General features: G+C 71.0%; 21 protein-coding genes. 9 read left to right on the forward strand and 12 right to left on the reverse strand.

All coding sequences use genetic code 11. From position 1 onward, the window contains the following. Positions 1–13 precede the first annotated feature (13 nt). The 3 genes from ACFQPS_RS12615 to ACFQPS_RS12625 form a co-directional block, all read right to left on the reverse strand. Positions 14–580: a hypothetical protein gene (locus ACFQPS_RS12615; protein ID WP_377359467.1), complete on the reverse strand. Its 567-nt coding sequence runs from the start codon at positions 578–580 to the stop codon at positions 14–16. 103 nt (positions 581–683) lie between these two features. After that, a complete protein-coding gene (locus ACFQPS_RS12620) occupies positions 684–1,553 on the reverse strand; it encodes an ABC transporter permease (protein ID WP_377359468.1) in 870 nt (289 codons plus the stop codon). A 67-nt stretch (positions 1,554–1,620) separates the two neighbouring features. After that, positions 1,621–2,394 (reverse strand): ABC transporter ATP-binding protein, encoded by a 774-nt coding sequence (locus ACFQPS_RS12625; RefSeq protein WP_377359470.1) that lies wholly within the window; start codon positions 2,392–2,394, stop codon positions 1,621–1,623. A gap of 59 nt (positions 2,395–2,453) precedes the next feature. On the opposite strand from ACFQPS_RS12625, the gene ACFQPS_RS12630 reads away from it, so the two are divergent. From ACFQPS_RS12630 to ACFQPS_RS12650, 5 genes are all read left to right on the forward strand, one after another. Continuing rightward, positions 2,454–3,767, forward strand: coding sequence for an ActS/PrrB/RegB family redox-sensitive histidine kinase (locus ACFQPS_RS12630; protein WP_377359472.1), 1,314 nt, complete (start codon positions 2,454–2,456; stop codon positions 3,765–3,767). 69 nt (positions 3,768–3,836) lie between these two features. After that, positions 3,837–4,421, forward strand: coding sequence for an ActR/PrrA/RegA family redox response regulator transcription factor (locus ACFQPS_RS12635; RefSeq protein ID WP_012567705.1), 585 nt, complete (start codon positions 3,837–3,839; stop codon positions 4,419–4,421). Between the two features lie 610 nt (positions 4,422–5,031). Beyond that, a complete protein-coding gene (gene wbaP, locus ACFQPS_RS12640) occupies positions 5,032–6,480 on the forward strand; it encodes an undecaprenyl-phosphate galactose phosphotransferase WbaP (protein WP_377359473.1) in 1,449 nt (482 codons plus the stop codon). A 1-nt stretch (position 6,481) separates the two neighbouring features. Further along, positions 6,482–7,468: a UDP-glucose 4-epimerase GalE gene (gene galE / locus ACFQPS_RS12645; protein WP_377359475.1), complete on the forward strand. Its 987-nt coding sequence runs from the start codon at positions 6,482–6,484 to the stop codon at positions 7,466–7,468. Positions 7,469–7,481: 13 nt separating this feature from the next. After that, entirely contained in the window at positions 7,482–8,498 is a 1,017-nt protein-coding gene (locus tag ACFQPS_RS12650; protein ID WP_377359476.1) for a right-handed parallel beta-helix repeat-containing protein, read from the forward strand. Between the two features lie 10 nt (positions 8,499–8,508). Here ACFQPS_RS12650 and ACFQPS_RS12655 read toward each other — a convergent pair whose 3' ends face one another. The 4 genes from ACFQPS_RS12655 to ACFQPS_RS12670 all read right to left on the reverse strand — a co-directional run bounded on the left by ACFQPS_RS12655 (position 8,509) and on the right by ACFQPS_RS12670 (position 14,399). Beyond that, on the reverse strand, positions 8,509–9,813 hold the full coding sequence (locus tag ACFQPS_RS12655; protein ID WP_377359477.1) for an OpgC family protein: 1,305 nt from the start codon (positions 9,811–9,813) through the stop codon (positions 8,509–8,511). Positions 9,814–9,915: 102 nt separating this feature from the next. Continuing rightward, positions 9,916–11,226, reverse strand: coding sequence for a hypothetical protein (locus ACFQPS_RS12660; protein WP_377359478.1), 1,311 nt, complete (start codon positions 11,224–11,226; stop codon positions 9,916–9,918). A 199-nt stretch (positions 11,227–11,425) separates the two neighbouring features. After that, a complete protein-coding gene (locus ACFQPS_RS12665) occupies positions 11,426–13,000 on the reverse strand; it encodes a glycosyl hydrolase family 28-related protein (protein ID WP_377359479.1) in 1,575 nt (524 codons plus the stop codon). A 304-nt stretch (positions 13,001–13,304) separates the two neighbouring features. Beyond that, complete coding sequence (locus tag ACFQPS_RS12670) at positions 13,305–14,399, reverse strand: glycosyltransferase (protein ID WP_377359481.1); 1,095 nt, start codon at positions 14,397–14,399, stop codon at positions 13,305–13,307. A 314-nt stretch (positions 14,400–14,713) separates the two neighbouring features. On the opposite strand from ACFQPS_RS12670, the gene ACFQPS_RS12675 reads away from it, so the two are divergent. Next, positions 14,714–15,997 (forward strand): TolB-like translocation protein, encoded by a 1,284-nt coding sequence (locus tag ACFQPS_RS12675; protein ID WP_377359483.1) that lies wholly within the window; start codon positions 14,714–14,716, stop codon positions 15,995–15,997. A gap of 41 nt (positions 15,998–16,038) precedes the next feature. Here the strand turns inward: ACFQPS_RS12675 and ACFQPS_RS12680 are convergent, their stop codons facing one another. From ACFQPS_RS12680 to ACFQPS_RS12690, 3 genes are all read right to left on the reverse strand, one after another. Beyond that, positions 16,039–16,356 (reverse strand): SemiSWEET family sugar transporter, encoded by a 318-nt coding sequence (locus tag ACFQPS_RS12680; protein WP_377359484.1) that lies wholly within the window; start codon positions 16,354–16,356, stop codon positions 16,039–16,041. Positions 16,357–16,622: 266 nt separating this feature from the next. Continuing rightward, positions 16,623–16,769 (reverse strand): YdcH family protein, encoded by a 147-nt coding sequence (locus ACFQPS_RS12685; RefSeq protein WP_377359485.1) that lies wholly within the window; start codon positions 16,767–16,769, stop codon positions 16,623–16,625. A 225-nt stretch (positions 16,770–16,994) separates the two neighbouring features. Further along, a complete protein-coding gene (locus ACFQPS_RS12690) occupies positions 16,995–17,201 on the reverse strand; it encodes a YgaP family membrane protein (RefSeq protein WP_377359487.1) in 207 nt (68 codons plus the stop codon). Between the two features lie 99 nt (positions 17,202–17,300). On the opposite strand from ACFQPS_RS12690, the gene ACFQPS_RS12695 reads away from it, so the two are divergent. Next, positions 17,301–17,618 carry an ArsR/SmtB family transcription factor gene (locus tag ACFQPS_RS12695; RefSeq protein ID WP_377359490.1) on the forward strand — a complete coding sequence of 106 codons (318 nt, stop codon included), beginning with the start codon at positions 17,301–17,303 and terminating at the stop codon, positions 17,616–17,618. A 46-nt stretch (positions 17,619–17,664) separates the two neighbouring features. Here the strand turns inward: ACFQPS_RS12695 and ACFQPS_RS12700 are convergent, their stop codons facing one another. Together ACFQPS_RS12700 and ACFQPS_RS12705 are read right to left on the reverse strand one after the other, a co-directional pair. After that, a complete protein-coding gene (locus ACFQPS_RS12700) occupies positions 17,665–20,925 on the reverse strand; it encodes an efflux RND transporter permease subunit (protein ID WP_377359492.1) in 3,261 nt (1,086 codons plus the stop codon). After that, positions 20,922–22,013, reverse strand: a complete 1,092-nt coding sequence (locus ACFQPS_RS12705; protein ID WP_377359494.1) for an efflux RND transporter periplasmic adaptor subunit — start codon at positions 22,011–22,013, stop codon at positions 20,922–20,924. The genes ACFQPS_RS12700 and ACFQPS_RS12705 overlap by 4 nt, the downstream gene beginning before the upstream one ends. Before the next feature lie 139 nt (positions 22,014–22,152). Between ACFQPS_RS12705 and ACFQPS_RS12710 the strand changes: the two genes are divergently transcribed. Both ACFQPS_RS12710 and rlmN read left to right on the forward strand, forming a co-directional pair. After that, a complete protein-coding gene (locus ACFQPS_RS12710; RefSeq protein WP_377359496.1) occupies positions 22,153–22,356 on the forward strand; it encodes a YgaP family membrane protein in 204 nt (67 codons plus the stop codon). Positions 22,357–22,470: 114 nt separating this feature from the next. Next, positions 22,471–23,670 (forward strand): dual-specificity RNA methyltransferase RlmN, encoded by a 1,200-nt coding sequence (gene rlmN / locus ACFQPS_RS12715; RefSeq protein WP_377359497.1) that lies wholly within the window; start codon positions 22,471–22,473, stop codon positions 23,668–23,670. Positions 23,671–23,772: the final 102 nt, after the last annotated feature.

Raw genomic sequence — 23,772 nt, forward strand, 5'->3', positions numbered from 1 at the left:
GGATCAGCCGGGGTCAGCCGAACCAGAGCAGCCAGAGCAGGCCGGCGACGGCGCCGAAGGCGGCCAGCGCGAGATAGGTCGGCACCGGCACGGGCACCTTCTCGTCCGCGCGGCGCTGCTGTGCCGCAGCTGGCCCGCCCAGGCCCGATCCGCCATGCCCCATACCGCCGTTCCCCAGGCCGCCGTTCCCCGCGCCCCCCATCCCCGCGGACCCCAGGCCGCGGGCGCGGGCGCCCTGGCCTCGGGCCGCCGGTCCCGCACCGGGCCGCGCCGGCCTGACGGTCGCCGCGGCCTCGGGGGCGGGCTGCCGCCGTTCCTTGCCGGCGACCAGGGTGGGACGGGTCGGCCCCTTGCCCTTGAAGGGGTCGTGCAGCTCGATCAGGTGCCAGTCATAGTCGGAGAGCACGTCCTCGGTCTTGAAGTCCACCTGGATCAGCCGGACATAGCCGCCACCGTGCTGCGCCACCGCCTGCCGGAACTCGGCACGGCCCTGCTCCAGCCCGTCCACCAGGGCGAGCGTCTCCCACTTCTTGCCCTTCGGCTTCTGGACGGCGAACTTGCGGTGCGGGCTGGACGGCACGGGCGCTCTCTGGACAGTTCGCGGACGGCAGCCGGGCGATTGTAGGAAACACACCCCCGGCAGCCAACAGTGGACTGGCGGTGATGGACACCGTGAAGCGGCCTCACTCCCCCGTCTGCAACAGCGCCCCCCGCGTCCGCGCGTTGCGGAAGGCGCCGAGGAAGTAGAACGCGGCGGCCAGACCGTAGAGAAGGTTGAGGCCGACGGCCGCCCCCAGATGCCCCCAGGAGAACGGCTGGTCGAACAGCGTGGCCCGCATGCCTTCGAACACATGAGTGGAGGGCAGCGCCAGCGACAGCGGTTGCAGCCATTCCGGCAGGGCGGTGACGGGATAATAGACGGCCGACAGCGGCGCCAGAATGAACACCGCCATCCAGGCCAGACTTTCCGCCCCCATGCCGTGGCGCAGGATCAGGCCGCTGGTGACCAGCCCGACCGAAACCCCCATCAGCATCAGGTTGGCGAAGAAGGGCAGCAGCGGCAGCCCCAGGCTGGCGATCAGGTTGAAGTCGAACAGCGGAATGGCGATCGCCACCGGGATGCTGAGCCCGATCAGGGTGCGGATCAGCGCCATGGCGATCAGGGACACCACCCATTCCCCCGGCCGCAGCGGGCTGACGAACAGGTTGCCCAGGTTGCGGCTCCACATCTCCTCCAGGAAGGAGATGGACATGCCCATCTGGCTGCGCACCAGCACGTCCCAGAGCAGCACCGCGGCGATCAGCACGCCCGCGGCCTGCGCGACCCAGGAGCTGTTGGTGGCGAGGAAGCGGGAGAGAAACCCCCAGAGCAGGAGCTGCACCGTCGGCCAGTAGGCCAGTTCCAGCGCCCGTGGCCAGGAACCGCGCAGCAGATACCAGTGGCGCAGCACCACCGCACCGATCCGCCGGGCCGGAGAGGGGGCCACGGGCGGCCGGACATAGGCGGGGACCGGATCGGTGGGAAGGTCGGCGGGGGCGGAACGGGCGTCCATGCGCCTCAGGTAGAGAAGCGCCGCGGCGAAGGCAAGCGCCTTGCCGGGCCGCGGCGGCGCCCGTCCGCTATTCGGCCGCGGCGCGGCGGTCGCGGGCGATGTCCAGGAACACCTCGTCCAGCGTGGCGCGGCCATAGCGGGCCAGCAGCTCGGCCGGGGCGCCGCGGTCCACGATGCGCCCGCCCTTCATCATCAGCACCCCGTCGCAGAGCCGCTCCACCTCGGCCATGTTGTGCGAGGCGAGCAGGATGGTGGCGCCGGTGCGGGCGCGGAACCGCTCCAGATAGGTGCGGATCCAGTCCGCCGTGTCGGGGTCCAGGCTGGCCGTCGGCTCGTCCAGCAGCAGCACCTCCGGCTCGTTCAGCAGCGCCTTGGCCAGAGCCACGCGCGTCTTCTGCCCGGCCGACAGCCCGCCGGAGGAGCGGTTGAGCAGCCGGCTCAGGTCCAGCTCCTCCGCCAGTTCGTGGATGCGGCGGCGGTAGCCGGTCAGGCCGTAGAGATGGGCGTAGACGGTCAGGTTCTCCTCGACCGTCAGCCGGTGCGGCAGGTCCACATAGGGGCTGGAGAAGTTCATGCGCGGCAGCACGCGGTAGCGTTCGCGCAGCATGTCGCGGCCCAGCACCTCCACCCGGCCTGCGGTCGGCAGCAGCAGCCCCAGCAGGACCGACAGGGTCGTCGTCTTGCCGGCCCCGTTGCCGCCCAGCAGCGCCACCGTCCGGCCGGCCGGAACCTCGAAGCTGATCGAGTCCACGGCGACGACCGACCCGAACCGCTTGGTCAGGCCCTCGACACGGATGCTGGCGGGCGGATCGCCGGAGATTGATCTGGTCGATTGCGACATGGGAACGGATATGGCCCTATGGGTGCCCCCTGCCTAGACCGACGCGACCCAATATCACGATGCCCACACTGGCCTTCTCCCCCTACCTGCCGCAGGATGCGGCGCCCGCCCCCGGCGGGCGTGTCCACGCCCGCACCCTGATCATGATCCGCTGGGTCGCCGTGGCGGGTCAGCTCGTCACGCTGATGACGCTCGGCTACCTGCTCGGGTTCGAGCTGCCGATGGCGCACGCCCTGGCCGCGGTGGCGGCCTCGGTCCTGCTGAACATCTATGCCGCGCAGCGGCTGGCACATCAGCCCTTCCTGCACAACCGGGACGCCTGGCTCTATCTCGCCTACGACATGTTGCAGCTCACGCTGCTGCTGTTCCTGACGGGCGGGCTGGAGAATCCCTTCGCCGTGCTGATGCTGGCGCCGCTGCTGGTGGCGGCCAGCACGCTGAGCCTGCCGGCGGTGGTCGGGCTGACCGGGCTGACGATCGCCTGCTTCACCGGGCTGTCGCTGCATGCCCTGCCGCTGCCCTGGCCGGGGGACGAAGGGGTGATGCTGCCGCCGCTCTACCGCCTGGGTATCTGGTCGGCGCTGGTGCTGTCCGCCGCCTTCATCGGCACCTACCTGTTCCAGGTGGCGGAGCGGCTGCGCAGCCTGTCCGACGCGCTGACGGCCAGCGAGGCCGCGCTGGCGCGGGCGCAGCGCATCTCCGCCGTGGGCGCGCTGGCCGCCGCCGCCGCGCACGAGCTGGGCAGCCCGCTGGGCACCATCGCCGTGGTGGCGAAGGAACTGGCGCGCGACATCCCCGCCGACAGCCCGCAGGCCGAGGACCTGCAACTGCTCCAGAGCCAGGTCGCCCGCTGCCGGGACATCCTGGCCGAGCTGGCGCGCCACCCCGACGAGGCCGCCGGCGACACCTTCGCGCCGCTGCCCCTGGCCGCGCTGGTGGAGACCATCGCCTCTCCCTACCGCAAGCCGGGCATTGCCCTGGTGATCGAGACGGAGAACGAACCGGAGGAGGGGGCGCCCGGCGTCCGCGACATCCCCGAGGTCATCCACGGCCTGGGCAACATTCTCCAGAACGCCATGCAGTTCGCCCGCACCACGGTGCGGGTGACGATCGACTGGACCCCGCCGGGCGTCCAGATCACGGTGGCGGACGACGGCCCCGGATTCCCGCCCGGCCTGCTGAGCCGGCTGGGCGAGCCCTATGTCTCCGGCCGCACCTCGACCGCCCGCCAGACCGGCGGGAACATGGGGCTTGGTGTCTTCATCGCGCAAACTCTTCTGGAAAAGTCGGGCGCAGTCGTGTCATACGGGAATGGCAGACAAGGCGGGGCAAAGGTTGCCGCACGCTGGAAGAAGCCCAATTTTGTTTTATAACAAACAAGGCTGCATGCATCCGTCCGAGGATGTCTGCTGAGGAATGGTCAATCCGGAGCGAAGGGTTTGATGAGCACCGACGTGCCGACACAGCCACAGGAACAGGAGAAGCTGACCTTTACCGGGGACGCTTCCCGTAGCCTTCTGATCGTCGATGACGATGCTCCCTTCCGCACCCGTCTGGCCCGCGCGATGGAGCGCCGGGGCTTCGACGTGGTCGCGGTGGACAGCGTTGCGATGGGCGTCGAGATGGCGCACGAGGCGGCGCCCCGCTTCGCGGTCGTCGATCTGCGCCTGGGGGACGGGTCCGGCCTGGAGGTGGTCAAGGCCCTGCGCGATGCCCGCCCCGAGGCGCGCATCGTCATGCTGACCGGCTACGGCAACATCGCCACCGCCGTGGCGGCGGTGAAGGCCGGGGCGGTTGACTACCTCCCGAAGCCGGCCGACGCCGATGCGGTGGAGGCTGCGCTGCTGGCGGAAGGCCCCCTGCCGCCGCCGCCGGAAAACCCGATGTCCGCCGACCGCGTGCGCTGGGAGCACATCCAGCGGGTCTTCGAACAGTGCGAGCGCAACGTGTCGGAAACCGCGCGCCGGCTGAAGATGCACCGCCGCACGCTGCAACGCATCCTGAACAAGCACGCGCCGCGCGGCTGATCCGCGGCACGTCGGACCAGGGGCGGGCGTCCACCGGACACCCGCCCCTTTTTCGCAGGCGCATCCGCCCGGCCGCCGGCCGGACCGGTCCGGACCGCCGACGGAACAGAACGGCGGCTCTGGTGTTCGCCGGCACACGCCCCGGCCCGCCCACGGCGGCGCCCCGCCCCCTCTGATAGCAGAAATATGCCCCCCGGCACGCTACGGTGCCCGGATCGGGGAGATATGCCCCCCGGCGCTTCTACCCCTTTCTTGGTGGAAAGAATGCGCCTTTTACTTGTCGCATCCAGGTCACGGCCCGCCCCTCCCCGGACGGATGAGGACAGGAGAACCTTGCATACGGCCGGACAGATACAGAACGCCCGATGATTATCCTTTTTTGCGGGTCTATTATTTGAAGTTCCGAGGTCTTTGCGTGACATCGGGGCAACAAACGCGATGATTTTCTGTATCGCCCTCCCCCAGAAGCATAGCCGATTCATGCGCCTGTGAACAAAGGGTCGCGCCCCCGTGTTTGGTGCCGGTACTGCGGTGCGGCATCGGACGGGGTCCGGGCGGCGACCGCGCCGGCCGGCCGCCGCCGGCCGCGAAACCTGAACGCAGGCCCACGATGTCGATTCAAACCGGGTTCTCGACCGCCGGTCCGGTGTCGGCCGGAGCCATGGTCCGCAACTCCACCCTCTTGGTGCTGGGCGACGCGCTGGCCGCCGTCGCGGCCTTCGCCGTGTCCGGCTTCCTGGGCTACTGGCTGTCCGATCTGCTGGAACCGGGGCCGCCGCCGATGGTGGACGGCGACCTGGTGGTGCGCCGGATCATCCACTATGCGGTCTTCGTCGCGGGCCTGATGCTGTGGCTGGCCGTGCAGGGCCATTACAACCGCCGCATCCCGTTCTGGACCGAGCTGAAGCAGATCGTGCTGGCCGTCGCCCTGGCCGGCCTCCTGGACGGCTTCAGCCAGTACGCCTTCAAGCAGCAGTTCTCCCGCGTCTGGCTGGGCACGAACTGGGCCATGGTGGCGCTGTTCCTGGTGATGGCGCGGCACGGGGTGAAGGCGATGCTGACCGCCCTGGGGACGTGGCAGTGCCCGACCCTGCTGGTCGGCTCCGGCCCGACGGCGCGGGCGGCGCAGGACGCGCTCGCCTCCGAACGGCACCTGGGCTACGTCGTCGTCGGCAGCGTGGCGCTGGGCGGGGCGGCCGGCGACGACCGCAGCACGACGGCCGCCGTCTGGAGCGCCTACCGCCGCTTCGGCGCCCGTTTCGTCGTCGTCGCGCCCGACGCCGCCGACATCCCGCGGACCGAGCCGGTCATCGCGGACCTGACCCGGCGGCGGGTGAACTTCGCCGTGATCCCCTCGATCTTCGGCATGAGCGTCCTGGGCCTGCGCTCGGAGAGCTTCTTCAGCCACGACGTCGTGATGCTGACCGGCCAGAACAATCTGGCCGAACCGCTGATGCGGGTGATGAAGCGCCTGTTCGACGTGACGGTGGCCTCGGCCCTGCTGGTCGTGCTCGCCCCCTTCATGCTGGGCGTGGCGGCGCTGATCAGGCGCGACGGCGGGCCGGCCCTGTTCGCGCACCGCCGCGTGGGCATGAACGACACCCGGTTCGGCTGCCTGAAATTCCGCACCATGATCGTCAACGCCGACGAGGTGCTGCGCCGGGTGCTGGAGACGGACCCCGAGGCGCGCGCCGAATGGGAACGCGACTTCAAGCTGCGCAACGATCCGCGGATCACCCCGGTGGGCCGCTTCCTGCGCCGCACCTCGCTGGACGAGCTGCCCCAGCTCATCAACGTGGTGCGCGGCGAGATGAGCCTGGTCGGCCCCCGCCCCATCATCGAGAAGGAGATGGAGCGGTATGGCGACGACATCCGTTACTACCTGGAGGCGCGCCCCGGCCTGACCGGCCTGTGGCAGGTGTCCGGCCGCAACGACAGCGGCTACGGCCGACGCGTGAAGCTCGACGCCTGGTACGTCAAGAACTGGTCGCTCTGGCACGACATCACGATCCTTCTGAAGACGGTCCGGGTGGTGCTGACCAAGGAGGGAGCCTACTGAGATGCGGACCGTCCTGGTGACCGGTGGCGCCGGCTATGTCGGCAGCCACACCTGCAAGCTGTTGGCCGCGTCGGGCTACCGCCCCGTCGTCTACGACAATCTCAGCCGCGGGCAGCGGGCGGCGGTGCGCTGGGGGCCGCTGGTCGTCGGCGACCTGACCGACCGCGCCCGCCTGGACGAGGCCTTCGCCGCGTGGCAGCCGTCCGCCGTGATCCACTTCGCGGCCCTGACCTATGTCGGGGAGAGCGTGGAGAAACCGGCGCTCTACCACCACGTCAATGTCGGCGGCAGCCGCACGCTGGTGGAGGCCGCCACGGCCGCCGGCGTGGACCGGCTGGTCTTCTCCAGCACGGCCGCCGTCTACGGCACACCGCTGCGGACCCCGATCGCGGAGGACCATCCGCTCCGCCCGATCAACCCCTACGGCGAGACGAAGCTGCGGGTGGAGGAGCTGCTGGCGGCCGCCGCCCCCCGCCTGCGCAGCGTGGCGCTGCGCTACTTCAACGCCGCCGGCGCCGACCCTGAGGGCGAGATCGGGGAGGATCACGAGCCGGAGACGCACGCCATCCCGCTGGCGATCCAGGCGGTGCTGGGCGAACGGCGGGAGTTCCGCATCTTCGGCACCGACTATCCCACCCCCGACGGCACCGCCGTGCGGGACTATGTTCATGTCATGGATCTGGCGCAGGCGCACCTGCTGGCGCTGGAGCATCTGGAGCGCGGCGGCGCGGGCACTCAGGTGAATCTCGGCACCGGCAGCGGCACGTCGGTGGCCGAACTGCTGCGTGCTGTCGCCCGCGCGGCCGGCCGGCCGGTGCCGTCCGTGACCGCCCCGCGCCGGGCCGGCGACCCGCCGGTGCTGGTGGCCGACGGCCGGCGGGCGCGCGAACTGCTGGGCTGGCAGCCCCGCTTCGACAGTCTGGACGCCATCGTCGAGACGGCCTGGCAGTGGCACACCGGGGCGCTGCGCCGCCGCCGCGCCGCCTGAGCCGGCCGTCGCCATGCCCAGGCTCCGCGTGCTGCAACCGGGGATCGCGGACGACTGCGCCCCGCAGATCCAGAAGGCCCTGGACGAGGTCGCCGCCGCCGGCGGGGGCGAGGTGGTGCTGCCGCCCGGCGACTGGCCCTACCGCGGCGCGCTGACGGTAGGCAGCGGGACGGTCCTGCGCGGCAGTGCCGGCACCCGCCTGCTGGCGCTGGACCCGCGCGAGAGCGCGGTGCGTCTGCGCGGTCGCTTCCCCGCAGTGCGCGACCTGCTGCTGGACGGCCGGGCGACGCGGCGGTCCTCCGCCGGCGATGCCGCGGGCTTCCGGCTGCTGCGGGCGGAGGAGGCGGAGCTGGACCGGGTGCGCGTCACCCGCACCGCCGCCGCCGGCATCTTCGTGCAGGAGACGGTGGGCTTCCGCATCACCCACAGCACCGTCCACGGCTGCCTGGCCGACGGCTTCCATGTCACCGCGGCCAGCCGCTACGGCCAGATCCTGGGCTGCCGTTCCTACGACAACGGCGACGACCTGTTCGCGCTGGTCGGCTATGCCAGCAACGGCGCCCCGGTCGAGCATATGGTGATCGCGGACAATATCGGCCGCAACGGGGCGGCCCGGGGCATCACCTGCCTGGGGGCCCGGCACGTCGCCATCACCGGCAACCTGATCCACGGCAGCGCCGCCGCCGGCATCTATCTGCACCAGGAAAGCAGCTACGACACCTTCGCCCCGTCCTGGGTGGTGGTCAGCGGCAACGTGCTGCGCGACGTCGCCCGCAAGGCCAGCCATGCCGGCCTGTTCGTCGGCGGCGGCCGGGGTGCGCAGCCGCTGAAGGCGGGCGGCACCCTGTCCAACGCCATCGAGCAGGTGGTGCTGTCCGGCAACCTGCTGGACGGGTCCGGCCATGACGGGCTGTACGTCTCCAGCCGGGCGCGGCGCGTGACCGGCAGCGGCAACGTGGTGCGCAATGTCCGCCAGGGGGCGGTCCGCATCGACTCCCGCGAGTCGAGCGTGGAGGCGGTGGCGGAATAGCCCCCGCCCCTCAGCGCCCTTCCCCCAGCCCCCCGTCCGGCACCATGCCCGCGGAGACCGGGGCCGCCCCCACGGGAGACGCCCCCCCGGGAGATGCCCCCATGGGAGCCGACTTGGGTGACGCCTTGGGCGCGGTCGTGGCGGCCGGCGCCGGGCGCTTCGGTGGGCGCGAGCGGGCGTGCAGCCAGGCCGGCAGCGTCAGCGACGCCAGCGCCACGAGACCGATCCCGCTGGCGACGACGGGGCCGGGGTCTCCCGTCCAGGTGACCAGCCAGGCCGCCAGATACACGACCAGCACATGCCAGGCGTAGACCTGGAGCGAGTGCTGCCCCAGGAACACCAGCCAGGGCAGGCGGAAGAAGCGGTCCATCAGCCGGGCCAGGACCCGCACCGGCGCCCAGGGCGACTCCGGCCCCAGGATCAGCAGCCAGAGCACGAGGCCGAGATAGACCAGGAAGTTCACCACATGCAGGACGCTGAAGTGGAAGCGGACGAAGCTGCCGCCGAAGGCCTCGCTGAAGCCCGGTCCCAGCAGCTCCAGCTTGAACACCAGCTTGACGGCCAGGAAGAACAGCGCCCCCCCGGTCAGCAGCAGGAACAGGCCGCGGCAGTGGGTCCGCACCCAGGCCGCCGGGTCGATCCGGCCCGAACTCATGCCGAACCCGACCCAGACGCCGAACACGAACAGCACCTGCCAGCCCAGCGGATCGAAACCCCAGCGGATCTCGAAGGCCGGCACCGCCTGCCGGACGGCCGCTTCGGCCAGGGAGGCCAGCGCCCCCGGCAGGCCGGTCTGCGCCAGCATCCAGAGCAGCACGCTGCCGGCCAGCAGCTCCGGAGTCCGCCCGGACCGCATCAGGGCGATCATGGCCGGGGTCAGGGCCAGATAGATCATGTACATCGGCAGGATGTCCATGAAGGTCGGCTGGTAGAGCAGGGTCCCGGCCGACGCCACCGCCACGTCGAAGTCGCGGTAGAACAAGGGCGCCATCGCCTCCCAGGCGGCGCTGCCCGTCGCCAGGATCAGCACGGCGACGGCCAGCAGCACCCAGGCATGGTAGCGCAGGATCGTCAGCACCCGGTCATGGATGCGCGCGCGCATCAGGGCATCGCCCTTCTTCAGGGCCAGCCCGCCATAGAACAGGCCGGAGACGACGCCGGACAGCAGCACGAAGCCCTGCGCGTCCTCCACGAAGCCCAGCTTGGCGTGGTTCACCGCCGCGAACGGCAGCGGGATCGTGCCGTTCAGGTGGTTGATCAGCATGAAGACCAGGAAGAAGCCCCGGAAACCGTCGATCAGGACATAGCGCGGCATGCGGCCATCCTCGTGGACATCGGTGTGGGCATCGGACTGCCGGGCCGCGGCACCGGCGCGGGCGGTCCCGGGGTGCCCCCGTCGGAGGGGCGGGCGGACGCGCTAGGCGCCCAGGCTGCCGGGCGCCGCAGGGGCGGGCGCTGCGGGCTGGAACCGGGCGCCCTGGGAGATCAGGCGCGCGCCGATCCAGGCGAGCAGGAACAGCACGAACGGGGTGATGCAGCGCGAGGAATAGAGGTAGACGAAGCGCGGCAGCTCCACCACCGTCAGAAACAGCACCGGATAGACCGCCAGCGAGACCAGATGCCCGCGGCTGGCCCGCAGATGCGTCAGGAACAGCAGCGTCACCAGCAGCGCCAGCACGCCCGTCCCCCACCAGCCGAAATCCGACATCAGCACGGCCAGCCCGCCGGGATTGGTCATCTCCTCGTTGCCGACATCATACTGCTCGATCAGGATGTTGATCTGGCTCGGGGCCTCCTCCTCCGCGAGACCGAAGCGCGCGCCGATGCTGCGCAGGCCGCGGAGATAGAACTCCGTCGTGTAGAAATACTGCTCCTTCAGCATGAAATAGAACTTGTTCGTCACGTCCGTGTAGTAGAGCGCCAGACGCTCCAGGTTCCATTGCAGGATGAAGCCCAGATCCAGGTGTCCCCAGCCCGTGTCGCGGACGAATTTGGCGTAGAAGCTGCGGAAGATCTCCGCCGTGACGAACAGGACCGGCACGGCGACCCCGATCAGCACCAGCCGGGTCAGGGGAATCAGCATCTGCCGCAGCACGGCCAGGCTGACCAGCGCCACCACCGCGAACTCCATCAGCGCCAGCCGTTCGGCCAGCAGGAAGGCGCGCACGGCCAGCACCACCGCCAGCCAGAGCAGCTCGCGCCGGTACGGCCGCTGCCGGGCCAGCGAGAGATAGAGGAACGGGCCGATGGCGAAGAGGTAGGACTGGCTGAGGATGTTCACCCCGCCCAGATCCGCCATCGCCGCCTTCATGGAGAAGATCGAGCCGCTGTAGTGCGGGATGCACCAGGCCAGGATGCCGATATTGGCGACGACCGCGACCCAGATCAGGATGCGCGTGAACAGGTAGAGCGTGTCGCGGAAAGGCGCCTCCAGCCGTTCCGGCCGCGGATCGAAGCGCGGGTCCAGCAGCGCGGCATAGAGCGCATAGGCGCCGAGCAGCAGGCCGGCCAGAACGAGGCAGGTCAGCAGATGCTCCAGCGGCCCCACCATCTTGACGATCTCCATGTATTCCATGGGGACCAGGTAGGGCAGCAGGGTGAGCATCAGGAACGCGGCCACGGCATAGGCCGGGTTGCCGACGTTCGCCACGGGCCGGCCGGCAACGCCGGGCAGCAGGATACCGGCCGGGCTGTTGCGGCCTGCCGTAGGAAATGTGGGCGCCTGCATCTCTCGGGCTCGCTGGCAACGGGCAGCACCCGCGGGGAACGGGCACCGCCCGCGGGGAACGGTCACCGGAGGTCGGAACGCGGGTGCAGCAAGGCGGGTTCCCGGGGTCGGCCACCAGGGCCGCCCCGGAGCCGGAGGGGCTACCCACCCTGCCCGCCCCCTACCCGCGCCCCCTGCCCGCGCCCCCTGCCCGCCCCGCCTAGGCGGCGGCGTCCACCCCGACCAGCCCGATCGCCTCCAGATCGACATGCAGGATGCCGTTGCCGAACATCTGGCCGGCCCGGCCCGGATCGATCATGGTGCCGTCGATCTCGATCCGGTCGATCTCCAGGTTGCGGTCCTTTCCCGGCCCCCCGTAGAGGTCGTTGGCGTACTCGATGGAGAGCCGGTCCGGCAGGCCGCCATCCGCCAGATCGCCATCCCCCAGATCGCCGTCCGCCAGATCGAAGGTGAAGACCTGCCAGCCCGTGCCGCGCTGGGTGGTGACGTCCTGCACCTCACCGACCTGCTTCCCGTCCGCCAGCAGGCGGAATTCGGCATCGCCCTTGTAGCTGTTGCCGGCGGCGTAGACCTTGACCGTGGCGCCGCCCCCGTCCGCCGGGTCCCCCCCGTGCGTCGGGTCGGGAGCCTTGTCCCGCACCGGAACCACCGGCCTGACGTCGGGCGCGGGCACGCCGGTTGCCGGGCTGCTGTCGAGGGGACCGCTGTCCTGGGGGCCGGCGCTGCCCTTCCAGGCGCCGCGGCTGCCGACATTGCCGCTCTGAACGACGTCGCCGGTCCGGTCCAGGATGACGACCGGCTTGTTGCCGGGGCTTTCGATCAGGTTGTTCTCCAGCCGCACATCGTCGATGGCGCGGCCGCGCAGCAGGATGCCGTCCTTCACCGCGTCCACGATCCCGTTGCCGCGGATGACGATGTCCTCCAGCATCCGGCCGGTGCCGCTGAACAGGGTGATGGCGCCCTGGCCGGTGTTCCAGCCGCCGACATTCTCGACGTGGTTCTTCTCGACCGTGACGTTCCTGACGCCGAAGGTGTCGTAGGCGGGTTCGGAGGCGAGATAGATCCCGGCCCGCCCGGCCTTGTTGCCCTCGACATGGTTGTCCCGGATGGTCACGTTCTCGCCGCCCACCACGGTGATGTTGCGGCCCCAGAGATTGTCCGTGACGGTGTTGCCGGTGATCGTGATGTCGCGCACCGGCGCGCCGTTCCTCATGTAGCTGACCACGGCGATGCCGTCGTCGCCGCCGCCCGACACCCGGTTCCCGCTGACCACGATGTCGTGGGACGCCTGGGAGATGTGGATGGAGTCGGCATTGGTGCTGCGCACCGTGTTGTTGCTGATGCGCCCGTCCGAGGCGCCGTAGCCGACCAGGATGCCGGCCCCGAAGGAATTGTTGATGGTGACGTTGTCGATCACCCAGTCGCGGGCGCCGGTGACCCAGATCTTCGTGCTGTCGCCGGTATAGCCGCGGGCAGTGGCGTCGCTGTCCAGGGTCAGGTTGCGGATGGAACCGCCGCTGCCGGACAGGCGCACCGTCTGGTCGTCGAAGCTGGAGGAGGCGCCGACCGCCTTCAGGACGGACCTGGCGCCGGCCCCCACCAGATCCACGCCGTCGGCGTGCAGCATGCCCTTGTGCAGGAAGGTCCCCTCGGGGACGTAGACCGTCTGGCCGGTGGCCTTGGCGTGGTCGAGCGCCTTCTGGATGGCGACCTTGTTGTCGCTGCGCCCGTCGCCGCGGGCGCCGAAATCGGTGATGGAAACCTGCGTTGCCATTGCGTCGGTCCTGATCCGTTATCGCGGGGGAGCCGGCGCGCCCCGGCCGGAGAGGCCGGAGAACCCCGGGAGTGCCGCGGTCGGACCCTGTCCCGACGCCATGCGTCGCAGGAAAGGCGCCGACCGCCGGGGCAAACTCCGGGGTCTTGGTTAATGAAACGTAAATCCATCCGGGTCAGGCCAAGCGGAAACCGCACACAAAAGCAGTTTCCGCGCCTGTTCCCGTAATAATCATCGGCACACAAAACGGTCTATGCTGTGACCTTTTCCATGCTCTCCCGGTCACGACCGGGGACATCCGCTGTCAGAGCACGGCTCTGTAGGCTGCGGCAGTCTGTTCCCCTATCCGCTCCCAGGCCAAGGATTCCAACGGCGCCCGCGGTGGCCGGGGCTGGGACAGAAACCGGCCCAGGGCGTGACGGAGGATGTCGGGCGAGATCTCGCCCCGGAAAAGCTGCACCCAGTCCGCCCCGACCAGCCCCTGAAGCTCCCGCAGGCTGCCCAGATCGGGCACCAGCACCGGCCGGTCGAAGGACAGGGCGAGAATCGCGGAGCCGGAGTTCAGGATGCGCCGGAAGGGCAGCACCACCAGATCGGCGGCGTTGAGGTAGAGCTGCATGTCGTCGCCGTCCACGAAGGCGTCGATCAGCCGGATGCGCGGATCGCGCGCCGCCACCATGCCGATCTCCGCCGCCAGCTCGGCGGTGTGGACGTGGCCGGCGATCAGCAGGCGCAGGTCCGGGTCGGGCAGATCGGCGAAGGCGCGGGCCAGGGCGGCCACGTTCTTGTAGGCGCGGATGTTGCCGACGAAGGCCAGCACCCGCTCCGTCCCGGTATAGCCCAGCCGCTGCCGGGCCGTGGCGCGGTCGATCCCGTTGGCGTAGGCGGTGCGGAAGTCGCCGTGCGGGATGACGAAGCCGGGGATGCGGGAGAGCCGGGGCTTCGAGCGGACAAGCTGCGCCCGGGAGGACTCGGAAAGATAGATCACCCCGTCCAGCAGGGGCAGCAGCAGACGCCAGTACAGACGCTCCAGCAGGGGATGGCCGGGTTCGTGCGGCCCTTCGTTATGGGCGGTCCAGACGATCCGCGCCCCCTTCGCCCGCTGCGCCCGCAGGACGGAGAAGAAGGCACCGAAGCGGGCGAGATCGCGGGCGCCCAGGCTGCGGGTGACGAACTTCTCCGGATGGTGCAGGTGGACGATGTCGTAGCGCCCCATCAGGCAGCGGCGCGGGGTGAACTCGTCCACCACCATGCCCTGCGCCTCGACGCTTCCGGCCAGCAGGGCGTGGAAGGGCTGCGTCGCCCGGAAGCGGTCCTTGGGCGAGGCAAGAATGCAGACGGGACGGCCGACCGGACCCGGAGTCTCCGCCGCGGGCCCGGGGGCGGGCCGGACGAGCACCGGACGCGGCTCCGGGGACCGCGGGGCGGGCGGACCGGTATCGGGAGGAAGGGGGTCGGGCAGGCTGCGCGCCGGCGACGGACGGGTCATGAAACTGCCTCCGAAGGGGATGCTCTGGGCCACAAACGTCCCATGGCGGGCCGGGTTGCGCCGCCGTCCGACGGAGCTACCCCACGTCCCCACCGAACTGATGCTTACGGGTCCGGCGCCCACCGCCTGCCTGCGGCGTTATTCCATCGCCCCCGCCGGCGTTCCCTGACCGCACGGCCCCTTTCCGTTGCTGCCCGTTCCCGACAGAGGCTGCCGCTGCCGCCATGGCCCATATCGACCTGCCCTGCCCCGTCGTCGCCGCCACGCCGGAGGATGCCGCCCACTTCGTCGGCTTCCACGACATCTGCCCCTGGTCGCCCGCCGGCGACGTGCTGGCCGTCCACCGCATCCCGGCCGATTACGAGCGCACGCCGCGGCCCGACGACGTGGCGGAGATCTGCCTCTGGTCGCCCGGCGACGGCCGGGTGGAGCCGGTGGGCGAGACCCGCGCCTGGAACCTGCAACAGGGCTCCCGGCTGCAATGGCGGCCGGGGGCGGCGCGGACGCTGGTCTGGAACGTCCGCCGCGGCGACCGTTTCGGGGCGGTGCTGCGCGACCTCGCGGCCGGGACGGAGCGGGAGCTGCCGCACCCGGTCCATGCCCTGCACCCGGCCGGGCGCTGGTCGCTGGCGCCCGGGTTCGCCCGGCTGAACCGGCACTATGAATCCTATGGCTATGCCGGCGGCAGCGGCCCCGGCCTGGACCAGGACATGCCGGAGACGGACGGGATCTGGCGCCTGGACCTGGAGACGGGCACGGCGCAGCTCGTCGTTTCCGTGGCGCAGGCCGCGACCCTGGGCGGGCTGGCGGTGGACCCGCCGGTGCCGCACATCGTGACGCACCCGTGCTGGAGCCCCTCGGGCGTCCGCTTCTGCTTCATCCACCGCTACTGGACCACGGCCGGGGAGATGCTGTCGCGGCTGATGGTGGCCGACCCCGACGGCGGCGGGCTGCGGCTGGTCTCCGACGACCGGGTGTCGCATTTCGACTGGCTGGACGACGACACGCTCTGCGTCTGGGCCCGCACGGGCATGAAGCAGCTCGGCACCCTGCGCAACCGCGGCCTGTTGCAGAACCCGCTGGTCCGCCCGCTGGTGAAGGTCGCCAAGAGCCTGCGCCCCGACCTGAAGCGGCGGCTGAACAATGCCGGCTACTGGAAGATCGACGTGCTGGGCCGGCGGCCGATGGAACTGATCGGGGAGCGGATCGAGGACGGGCACCAGATGTTCTCCGCCGACCGGCGCTGGATGCTGACCGACACCTATCCCGATGCGGAGCGGCGGCAGACCCTGATGCTGTTCGACCTGCGCGACGGCCCGATCTACGACATCGCCCGGCTGCCGGCGCCCGACCATGTGGACCACGACCACCGCTGCGACCTGCACCCGCGCTGGAACCGGGACTCCACCCTGGTCTGCGTGGACAGCGACGGACGCGGCGTGCGCCAGGTGCTGATCCTGGACCCCGCCCCCGTCTTCGCGGCGGCCCTGCGCCGCGCCGTCGCCTGACGCGCCGGGCTGTCCGGCGTCAGGGCGTCAGCTTCGGGGCGTCAGGCGTCGCGGTCGAAGCGCAGCTTCATCAGCAGGATGAGGACGGAGAGCCCGAGCGTCACCGTGTTCGCCAGGATCACCGGCCACGCCCCCAGCAGCAGCCCGTAGGCGAGCCAGAGCACGACGCCCAGGGTGAACAGCGCGAAGGTGGGCAGCGACACGTCGCGCGCGCTGCGGGTGCGCCAGATCTTCACCGCCTGCGGCAGAAAGGCGACCGTGGTCAGGGTCGCGGCGGCATAGCCGATCATCTCGGACAAGTCCGTCGCGGAAAGGGCGGTCGCGGGCAGGGCGCTCTGGGAGAGGGGATCGGCCGGCATGGTCTCTCGCGGACGGCGTCTCCCGCAGGCGGCGGGGACGCGGGACCGTGCCGGTCTAGCCGGGCGCACGCCCGGCCGCAAGCGCCGGGCGGATGAGACTGGGCACCCGGCCGCAAGCGCCGGGCGGGAGACATCGCACGTCCAGAGGGAAAGGACGGCGGGAGAGGATGCAGGGAGACGGGAACCGGGATGAAAGCCGGCCGGCGCGGGGGGCTCTGTATCGCCCCCGGCCAGCCGGCGGTAGTGGAGGGATCGAAGGAGGCCGGTTACTGGCGGACGAGCCGGTCCAGCTCCTCCTTCACGCGCAGTTTCTCGAACTTCAGGCGCTGGATGGTGACGGAGTCCTTGTAGGTGCGGGACTGCGCGTCATCAATCTGCCGGTCCAGCCGGGCGTGACGTTCGCGAAGACTCATGATCCTCGGTTCTGCTGTCATGGTCCACTCCTGTTGCCACACCCCCATCCTGCACCGGTCCCGCGCCGGGGGGCCAGCGGCGAATCCGCCGCCCCGACCCCGCCGGCCGTTCCATCCGCGCATGGCACGGCGCCATAAGGATAGGTCCGGCCGGACAGGACCGGCAGCGGACGGGGCGGAACGGTCCGACCGGGGCACCCCGACGGCGACCGTCGCCTCCGCCGTTCAGGCAAGGCTGGACCGGGACGGACAGGTGTTGATCCCCAGCAGGGGATAGAGCGGGCACCAGCGCAGCGTCGCGGTGGCGATCGGCACAAGACCGATCAGGCCGAACCAGCGCGCATTGCCCTCCAGCAGGACGAGCAGTGACAAAAGGCAGACACCCGCCACGAACCGCAGGATGCGATCGATGCCTCCGACATTCGGTTTCATGCCATACTCTCCCGCGTGCGGCCCCGCCCGGCCCGACGCCCGGCGGTCTTGACCGCTCGACCCGCAATCATTACCTTCGAAGACATGCAGGTAATTGACATGGATCAGGCCGCCGACGCGGCCGTGGAGCTGTTGAAGGCGCTGGCGAACCCGGTGCGCCTGAAGCTGCTCTGCTTCCTGGTGGAACAGGAGCGCTCGGTGGGGGAGATCGCCTCCCGCCTGGGCGTGCGCGAGACGCTGGTCTCGCAGCACCTGTCCCTGCTGCGCCGCGACAAGCTGGTCGCCTACCGGCGCGACGGCCAGACCCTGTGGTACAGGCTGGCCGACCCCAACGCCCGGCAGATCATCGAGACGCTGTACGGCATCTTCTGCCCGGTCGCGCCGAAATGCCCGGAGGCGGCCGGCCCCGCGGACTGAACCCACGGGGCCTCCGGGCCGCGCCGCCGCTCCGCCCGCCCCCGGCTCAGGCCGGGGTGGCGGGCCGGTCGGGGCCGCGGACGACGATGTAGATCGCCGGCACCACCAGCACCGTCAGGAGCGTGGAGGAGGCCAGCCCGAACAGCAGGGAGATGGCGAGGCCCTGGAAGATCGGGTCGAACAGGATCGTCGCCGCCCCGATCATGGCGGCCAGCGCCGTCAGCAGGATCGGCTTGAAGCGCACCGCCCCCGCCTGCAACAGCACCTCGCGCAGCGTGCCGCCGGCCTGCGCCCCGTGGCGGATGAAGTCCACCAGCAGGATGGAGTTGCGCACGATGATGCCGGCCAGCGCGATGAAGCCGATCATCGAGGTGGCGCTGAACGGGGCGCCGAAGATCCAGTGCCCGATCATGATGCCGACCAGGGTCAGCGGCACCGGGGTCAGCACCACCAGCGGCAGCCGGAACGACCCGAACTGTGCCACCACCAGCACGTAGATGCCCAGGATGGCGACGGCGAAGGCCGCCCCCATGTCGCGGAAGGTGACATAGGTGACCTCCCATTCCCCGTCCCAGAGGACGGCCGCCCCGGCGTCGCTGTCGGGCTGGCCGTGCAGCAGGATCTCCGGCCGGGGCAGCCCGCCCCAGTCCGTCTCCTCGATCAGCCGGTCCACCGCCAGCATGCCGTAGATCGGCGCCTCGAAGGCGCCGGCCAGTTCGGCCGTCACCATTTCCGCCGGGCGGCCGTTGCGGCGGAAGATCTGGTGCGAGCCCGGCTCCTCCACGATCCGCACGACGTCGCCCAGCTCGACGACCGCGCGGCTGCCGGGCTGGGTGTCGGCGGCGACCGGCGTGGCGGCCAGCGCTTCCGTCCAGGCGAGGGACGATTTCGGGAGCTGCACCGCGATCTCCACCGGCGCGCGGCCGTCGCCGCGGTGGGAATAGCCCACCGGGATGCCGTGCAGCAGCAGGCGCACCGTGTCGTAGACGTCCTGCTCCTGCACCCCGAAATACTCAAGCTGGTCCTGGTCGATGGCGATGCGCAGCCGCGGCCGCGGCGTGCCGAAGGAATCGTCCACGTCGGTGATGAAGGGGACGGATTCGAACAGCCCGCGCAGCTTCGTCGCCAGCGCCCGCCGCGTCTCCGCATCGGGGCCGTAGACCTCGGCCAGCAGGGTCGCCAGCACCGGCGGGCCGGGCGGCACCTCCACCACCTTGAGGGCGGTGCCCGCGGGCACGGGCAGGTCCGCCAGCAGCGCCCGCGCGGCCAGCGCGATGGCGTGGCTGTCGCGGGAGCGGTCGCCCTTCGGGGTCAGGTTGACCTGGAGGTCGCCCATCTCCGGATCGGCGCGCAGATAGGAGTGCCGGACCAGCCCGTTGAAGTTGAAGGGGGCGGCCGTGCCGGCATAGGCCTGGATGGAGACGACCTCCGGCAGCCGGGCCAGCCGCTCCGCCGCGGCGAACAGGGTCCGCTCGGTCTGTTCCAGGCTCGCGCCCTCGGGCAGGTCCACCACCACCTGGAACTCCGACTTGTTGTCGAAGGGCAGCAGCTTCACCGTCACCGCCTTCGTCGCCACCAGCCCCGTGGAGAGCACGGTGGCGAGCCCGACGGCCCCCAGGAACAGGCCCGAGCGGCGGCGGCTGGCCAGGACCGGCCCGGCCACGGCGCGGTAGAGCCGGCCCAGCCGCCCCTCCCCGTCATGGTGGCCGCCCGCGGCGGGAGCCCCCGGCGCTCCCTGCTCCTTCGGCGCCAGCCGGCCCATCAGCCAGGGCGCGATCATGACGGCGACGAAGAAGCTGAACAGCATGGCGGCCGAGGCGTTGACCGGGATCGGCGCCATGTAGGGGCCCATCATGCCGGACACGAACAGCATCGGCAGCAGCGCCGCGATCACGGCCAGGGTGGCGACGATGGTCGGGTTGCCGACCTCGGCCACCGCGTCCACGGCGGCGTCCAGCCGGCCGCGGCCGTCGCGCATGGCCCAGTGCCGGGCGATGTTCTCCACCACCACGATGGCGTCATCGACCAGGATGCCGATGGAGAAGATCAGGGCGAACAGGCTGACCCGGTTGATCGTGTAGCCCATCAGCTTGGCCGCGGCGAGGGTCAGCAGGATGGTCGTCGGGATCACCACCAGGGTGACCAGCGCCTCGCGCCGGCCCACCGCCACCCCCACCAGCAGCACGATGGAGACGGTGGCGAGGCCGAGATGGAACAGCAGTTCGTTCGCCTTCTCGTTCGCCGTCTCCCCGTAGTTGCGGGTGATCAGCACCTGCACGTCGTCGGGCAGCAGCGTGCCGCGCTGCGCCTCGATCTGCTTCAGGACGTGCTCGGCGACGACGACGGCGTTCGCCCCCGGCCGCTTCGCCACGGCCAGACTGACGGCCGGCACCGCCGGGACGGCGCCCGCGGCCGTACCCTCGCCGGCCCCGCTCCCACCGGGCGCCGGCGGGACGATGTGCCAGGCGCGGGACTCGACGGGCACGGTGTCGAACACCACGTCGGCCACGTCCTTGACATAGACCGGCCGGCCGTCGCGGGTGGTCAGCAGCAGCAGGCCGATGTCGGGAATGCCCGCCAGGGTCTGGCCGGCCGCCACCTCTGCCGCCCCGCCCTCGCGCCGGATGCCGCCGGCCAGGAAGGAGCGGTTCGCCCCCTCCAGCTTGGCGGCAAGCTGGGCCAGGGTGACGCCCTGGAGCGCCAGCCGCTCGGGGTCGGGCTCCACCCGGATCTGCTCGGGCGAGCCGCCGACGAGGGTCGTCAGGCCGACATCCTCGATCTTGGCGATCTCGCTGCGCAGGGTCTCGGCCAGCCGGTACAGCTCGCGCCCGGTCCAGTGCGCCGCGGCGTCCGGCGTCGGCGCCAGCGTCGCCACCACGATGGCGACGTCGTTGATGCCGCGGCCGACGACCAGGGGCTCGGGGATGCCGAGGGGGATGCGGTCGTAGTTGGCGCGCAGCTTCTCATGCACGCGCAGGATGGCGGCGTCGGCATCGGTGCCGACGACGAAGCGGGCGGTGACCATGGCGCGGTCGTCGCGCGTCTGGCTGTAGACGTGCTCGACCCCGTCGATGGCCTTGACGATGGCCTCCAGCGGCTTGGTCACCAGTTCCACCGCGTCGGGCGCCTTCAGCCCGTCGGCGGTGACCAGGATGTCCACCATGGGCACGCTGATCTGCGGCTCCTCCTCCCGCGGGATGGTGAGCGTGGCGATCAGCCCCATGATGAGGGCGGCGAGGAGGAACAGGGGCGTCAGCGGCGAGCGGATGGTGGCGCGCGCCAGCGTCCCGGACAGGTCCGCCTTCATGGCTGCACCAGCACGTCGCCGGCGGCGAGGCCGGAGAGGATCTCAAGTCCGTCGGGCATGCCGGGCAGCGGCCGGGCGACGCCGCGCTGCACCGGCACCTCGGCCGTGCCCCCGTCGGGCCGGCGCAGCCGCACCCTGTCGATGCCGTGGCGGGTGGCGACAAAGGCCCCCGGCACGATGATGGCCGGGCGGTCGCCCGCCGCGACCCAGACGCGCACGCGCTGGCCGACGAAGTAGTCGCCCAGATCCGCCACCTCGGCATCGGCCACGACGCGGCCGTCCTCGATCTGCGGATAGACCAGCACGACCCGGCCCTCCTCCCGGCCGGCGCCGGTCGGTGCCTCCAGCGTCACCGGGTCGCCGGTCCTGATGCTGGACGCATGGCGCTCGGGCACGCGCAGGCGGAGCTTGAAGCCGCCCTCGGCGATCTGCGCGACCGTCTCGCCGGGCTGCATGACGGTGCCGACGGTGACCGGCACCTGGAGCACGCGGCCCGCCACCGGCGCCAGGACAACGCCCTCGGCGAGCTGGCGCTCGACGACGGCGCGCTCGGCCGTGCGGGCCTTCAGCCCGTTCTCCGCGACGGAGACGGCGGTGCGCGCGTCGTCCAGCCGCGCCTTCGGGACGGTGCCGCGGCGGAACAGATCCTCGGCGCGGGAGAGGTCCGTGCGGGCCTGGTCGCGCTGCGCCTGAAGGGCGGCGATCTGCGCGTCCAGCGCCTTGATCTGGAGCACCAGCTTGTCGTCGCCGACGGTGGCGACGGGCTGGCCCAGCTCCACCTTGTCGCCGTAGGCGACGCGCAGGTCGGCCAGCGTGCCGCCGATCCGGACGCGGGCGGGCACCACGTTGGCGCTCTCCACCGTGGCGAACACGGCCTTGCGGTCGGGCAGGGGGCGCAGGGTCACCTCATGCGTCCGCCCGGCGGCGGCCGGCGCCGTCCCGGGGGTGGCGCCGGCAGGGGAGGCGGAGCCGGGCGCGGAATCGGCGGCGGGATCGGAACAGCCGGAAAGGGCAGCGGTCGCGCCCACGGCCAGGATCAGCGCCAGGACGGGCGCGGCAGTCAGAAGGGTCCGGACTCGTACAGCCATCTGTGTCGCTCCGCCGGGGACCGCGGGCCCCCGGCTTGGTCGTGAATTGATACTTGCGAAGATATGAAGGTATGCGGTAGAGGTCAAGCAGGATGACGCCGGGGCCGCCGCCCCGGCCCGTGCCGTGGGAGAGGATGCGATGACCGTCGATCGTGCCGTGCTGGCCCTTGCCGGGACCATGGTCCTGATCAGTCTGGCCCTGTCGGTGCTGGTGGCGCCGGCCTGGCTCTACCTGACCGCCTTCGTGGGCGCCAACATGTTCCAGGCCGCCTTCACCGGCTTCTGCCCGGCGGCCATCATCTTCCGCAAGCTGGGCGTGCCCCCCGGCGCCGCCTTCCGCTGAGGTGGCCGGCCAGCCCTCCCTTCCAGCGCCTCCCGCCCGCGCACGGCTCCCCCGCGCGCGGGCGCGGGTTTCGGGCTTTGACTAACGGCCGGTTCTGCCCCATCTAGGCAGACCATGAGCGTCGATTCACACAGCAGCTATTTCGAGCCGCCGCGCAGCGACGGCCGGGTCAATCTGGTCGGGCTGTCCCGCGAGGAGCTAGAGGCGGAGTTCGCGCGCGCGGGCTTCGAGAAGTTCCGCGCGCGCCAGGTCTGGCAGTGGATCTACAACCGCGGCGTCACCGACTTCGCGGCCATGACCAACCTCGCCAAGCCGGCGCGCGAGCGGCTGGCCGAGCACTATGTCGTCGAGCGGCCGCTGGCCGTGAAGGACCTCCAGTCCGACGACGGCACCCGCAAATGGCTGTGCCGCATGCCCGCCGACGGGCAGGAGATCGAGACCGTCCACATCCCGGAGGAGGACCGCGGCACGCTCTGCGTCTCCTCCCAGGTCGGCTGCACCATGACCTGCCGCTTCTGCCACACCGGCACGCAGCGGCTGGTGCGCAACCTGACCTCGGCGGAGATCGTCGGGCAGGTGATGCTGGCGCGCGACCATCTGGGCGAGTGGCCGAGCCCGGCCGAGGGCCGCATGCTGTCCAACATCGTGATGATGGGCATGGGCGAGCCGCTGTTCAATTACGAGAACGTGGCCCGCGCCCTGAAGATCGTCATGGACGGCGAGGGCATCGCCATCTCCAAGCGGCGCATCACGCTGTCCACCTCCGGCGTGGTGCCGATGATGCGGCGCTGCGGGGCGGAGCTGGGCGTCAATCTGGCCGTCAGCCTGCACGCCGTCACCGACGAGCTGCGCAACCGCATCGTGCCGATCAACAAGAAGTACCCGATCGCCGAGCTGATGGACGCGGTGCGCACCTATCCCGGCCTGAACAACGCCCGCCGCGTGACCTGGGAATACGTCATGCTGAAGGGCGTCAACGACAGTCTGGCCGATGCCCGCGCCCTGGTCCGGCTGATCCGCGGCATCCCCAGCAAGATCAACCTGATCCCGTTCAACCCCTGGCCCGGCGCGCCGTTCGAGTGCAGCGACTGGGATCAGATCGTGCGCTTCTCCGACTTCGTGAACGACGCCGGCTACGCCAGCCCGATCCGCGCCCCGCGCGGCAAGGACATCATGGCGGCCTGCGGCCAGCTCAAGAGCGAGAGCCAGCGCGGCATCTCCCCCCGGCGCGCGGCGCACATGGAGGAGCACCGGGCCCTGATGGCCGAGTACGCCGCCCGCGTGGCCGAGAAGGAGTCCGCGCTGGGCCTGTAGCGGCCCGGCCGCCCCGCGTTCAGCCCGTTTCCGCCCGGATGCCCCTCGCCGCGGCCGGCTTTCCCCCGCCCGCGCCTTCCCCTCTGCCCACCCGATGATGCC

Source organism: Rhodocista pekingensis (assembly GCF_042665545.1).
Classification (GTDB): domain Bacteria; phylum Pseudomonadota; class Alphaproteobacteria; order Azospirillales; family Azospirillaceae; genus Rhodocista; species Rhodocista pekingensis.

Bases quoted from the DNA above. Each gene is read 5' to 3' on its own strand.
- ACFQPS_RS12620 (WP_377359468.1), bottom strand. From the start codon at position 1,553: ATGGACGCCCGTTCCGCCCCCGCCGACCTTCCCACCGATCCGGTCCCC.
- ACFQPS_RS12625 (WP_377359470.1), bottom strand. From the start codon at position 2,394: ATGTCGCAATCGACCAGATCAATCTCCGGCGATCCGCCCGCCAGCATC.
- ACFQPS_RS12630 (WP_377359472.1), top strand. From the start codon at position 2,454: ATGCCCACACTGGCCTTCTCCCCCTACCTGCCGCAGGATGCGGCGCCC.
- ACFQPS_RS12635 (WP_012567705.1), top strand. From the start codon at position 3,837: ATGAGCACCGACGTGCCGACACAGCCACAGGAACAGGAGAAGCTGACC.
- wbaP (WP_377359473.1), top strand. From the start codon at position 5,032: ATGTCGATTCAAACCGGGTTCTCGACCGCCGGTCCGGTGTCGGCCGGA.
- galE (WP_377359475.1), top strand. From the start codon at position 6,482: ATGCGGACCGTCCTGGTGACCGGTGGCGCCGGCTATGTCGGCAGCCAC.
- ACFQPS_RS12650 (WP_377359476.1), top strand. From the start codon at position 7,482: ATGCCCAGGCTCCGCGTGCTGCAACCGGGGATCGCGGACGACTGCGCC.
- ACFQPS_RS12655 (WP_377359477.1), bottom strand. From the start codon at position 9,813: ATGCCGCGCTATGTCCTGATCGACGGTTTCCGGGGCTTCTTCCTGGTC.
- ACFQPS_RS12660 (WP_377359478.1), bottom strand. From the start codon at position 11,226: ATGCAGGCGCCCACATTTCCTACGGCAGGCCGCAACAGCCCGGCCGGT.
- ACFQPS_RS12665 (WP_377359479.1), bottom strand. From the start codon at position 13,000: ATGGCAACGCAGGTTTCCATCACCGATTTCGGCGCCCGCGGCGACGGG.
- ACFQPS_RS12675 (WP_377359483.1), top strand. From the start codon at position 14,714: ATGGCCCATATCGACCTGCCCTGCCCCGTCGTCGCCGCCACGCCGGAG.
- ACFQPS_RS12680 (WP_377359484.1), bottom strand. From the start codon at position 16,356: ATGCCGGCCGATCCCCTCTCCCAGAGCGCCCTGCCCGCGACCGCCCTT.
- ACFQPS_RS12685 (WP_377359485.1), bottom strand. From the start codon at position 16,769: ATGAGTCTTCGCGAACGTCACGCCCGGCTGGACCGGCAGATTGATGAC.
- ACFQPS_RS12690 (WP_377359487.1), bottom strand. From the start codon at position 17,201: ATGAAACCGAATGTCGGAGGCATCGATCGCATCCTGCGGTTCGTGGCG.
- ACFQPS_RS12695 (WP_377359490.1), top strand. From the start codon at position 17,301: ATGGATCAGGCCGCCGACGCGGCCGTGGAGCTGTTGAAGGCGCTGGCG.
- ACFQPS_RS12700 (WP_377359492.1), bottom strand. From the start codon at position 20,925: ATGAAGGCGGACCTGTCCGGGACGCTGGCGCGCGCCACCATCCGCTCG.
- ACFQPS_RS12705 (WP_377359494.1), bottom strand. From the start codon at position 22,013: ATGGCTGTACGAGTCCGGACCCTTCTGACTGCCGCGCCCGTCCTGGCG.
- ACFQPS_RS12710 (WP_377359496.1), top strand. From the start codon at position 22,153: ATGACCGTCGATCGTGCCGTGCTGGCCCTTGCCGGGACCATGGTCCTG.
- rlmN (WP_377359497.1), top strand. From the start codon at position 22,471: ATGAGCGTCGATTCACACAGCAGCTATTTCGAGCCGCCGCGCAGCGAC.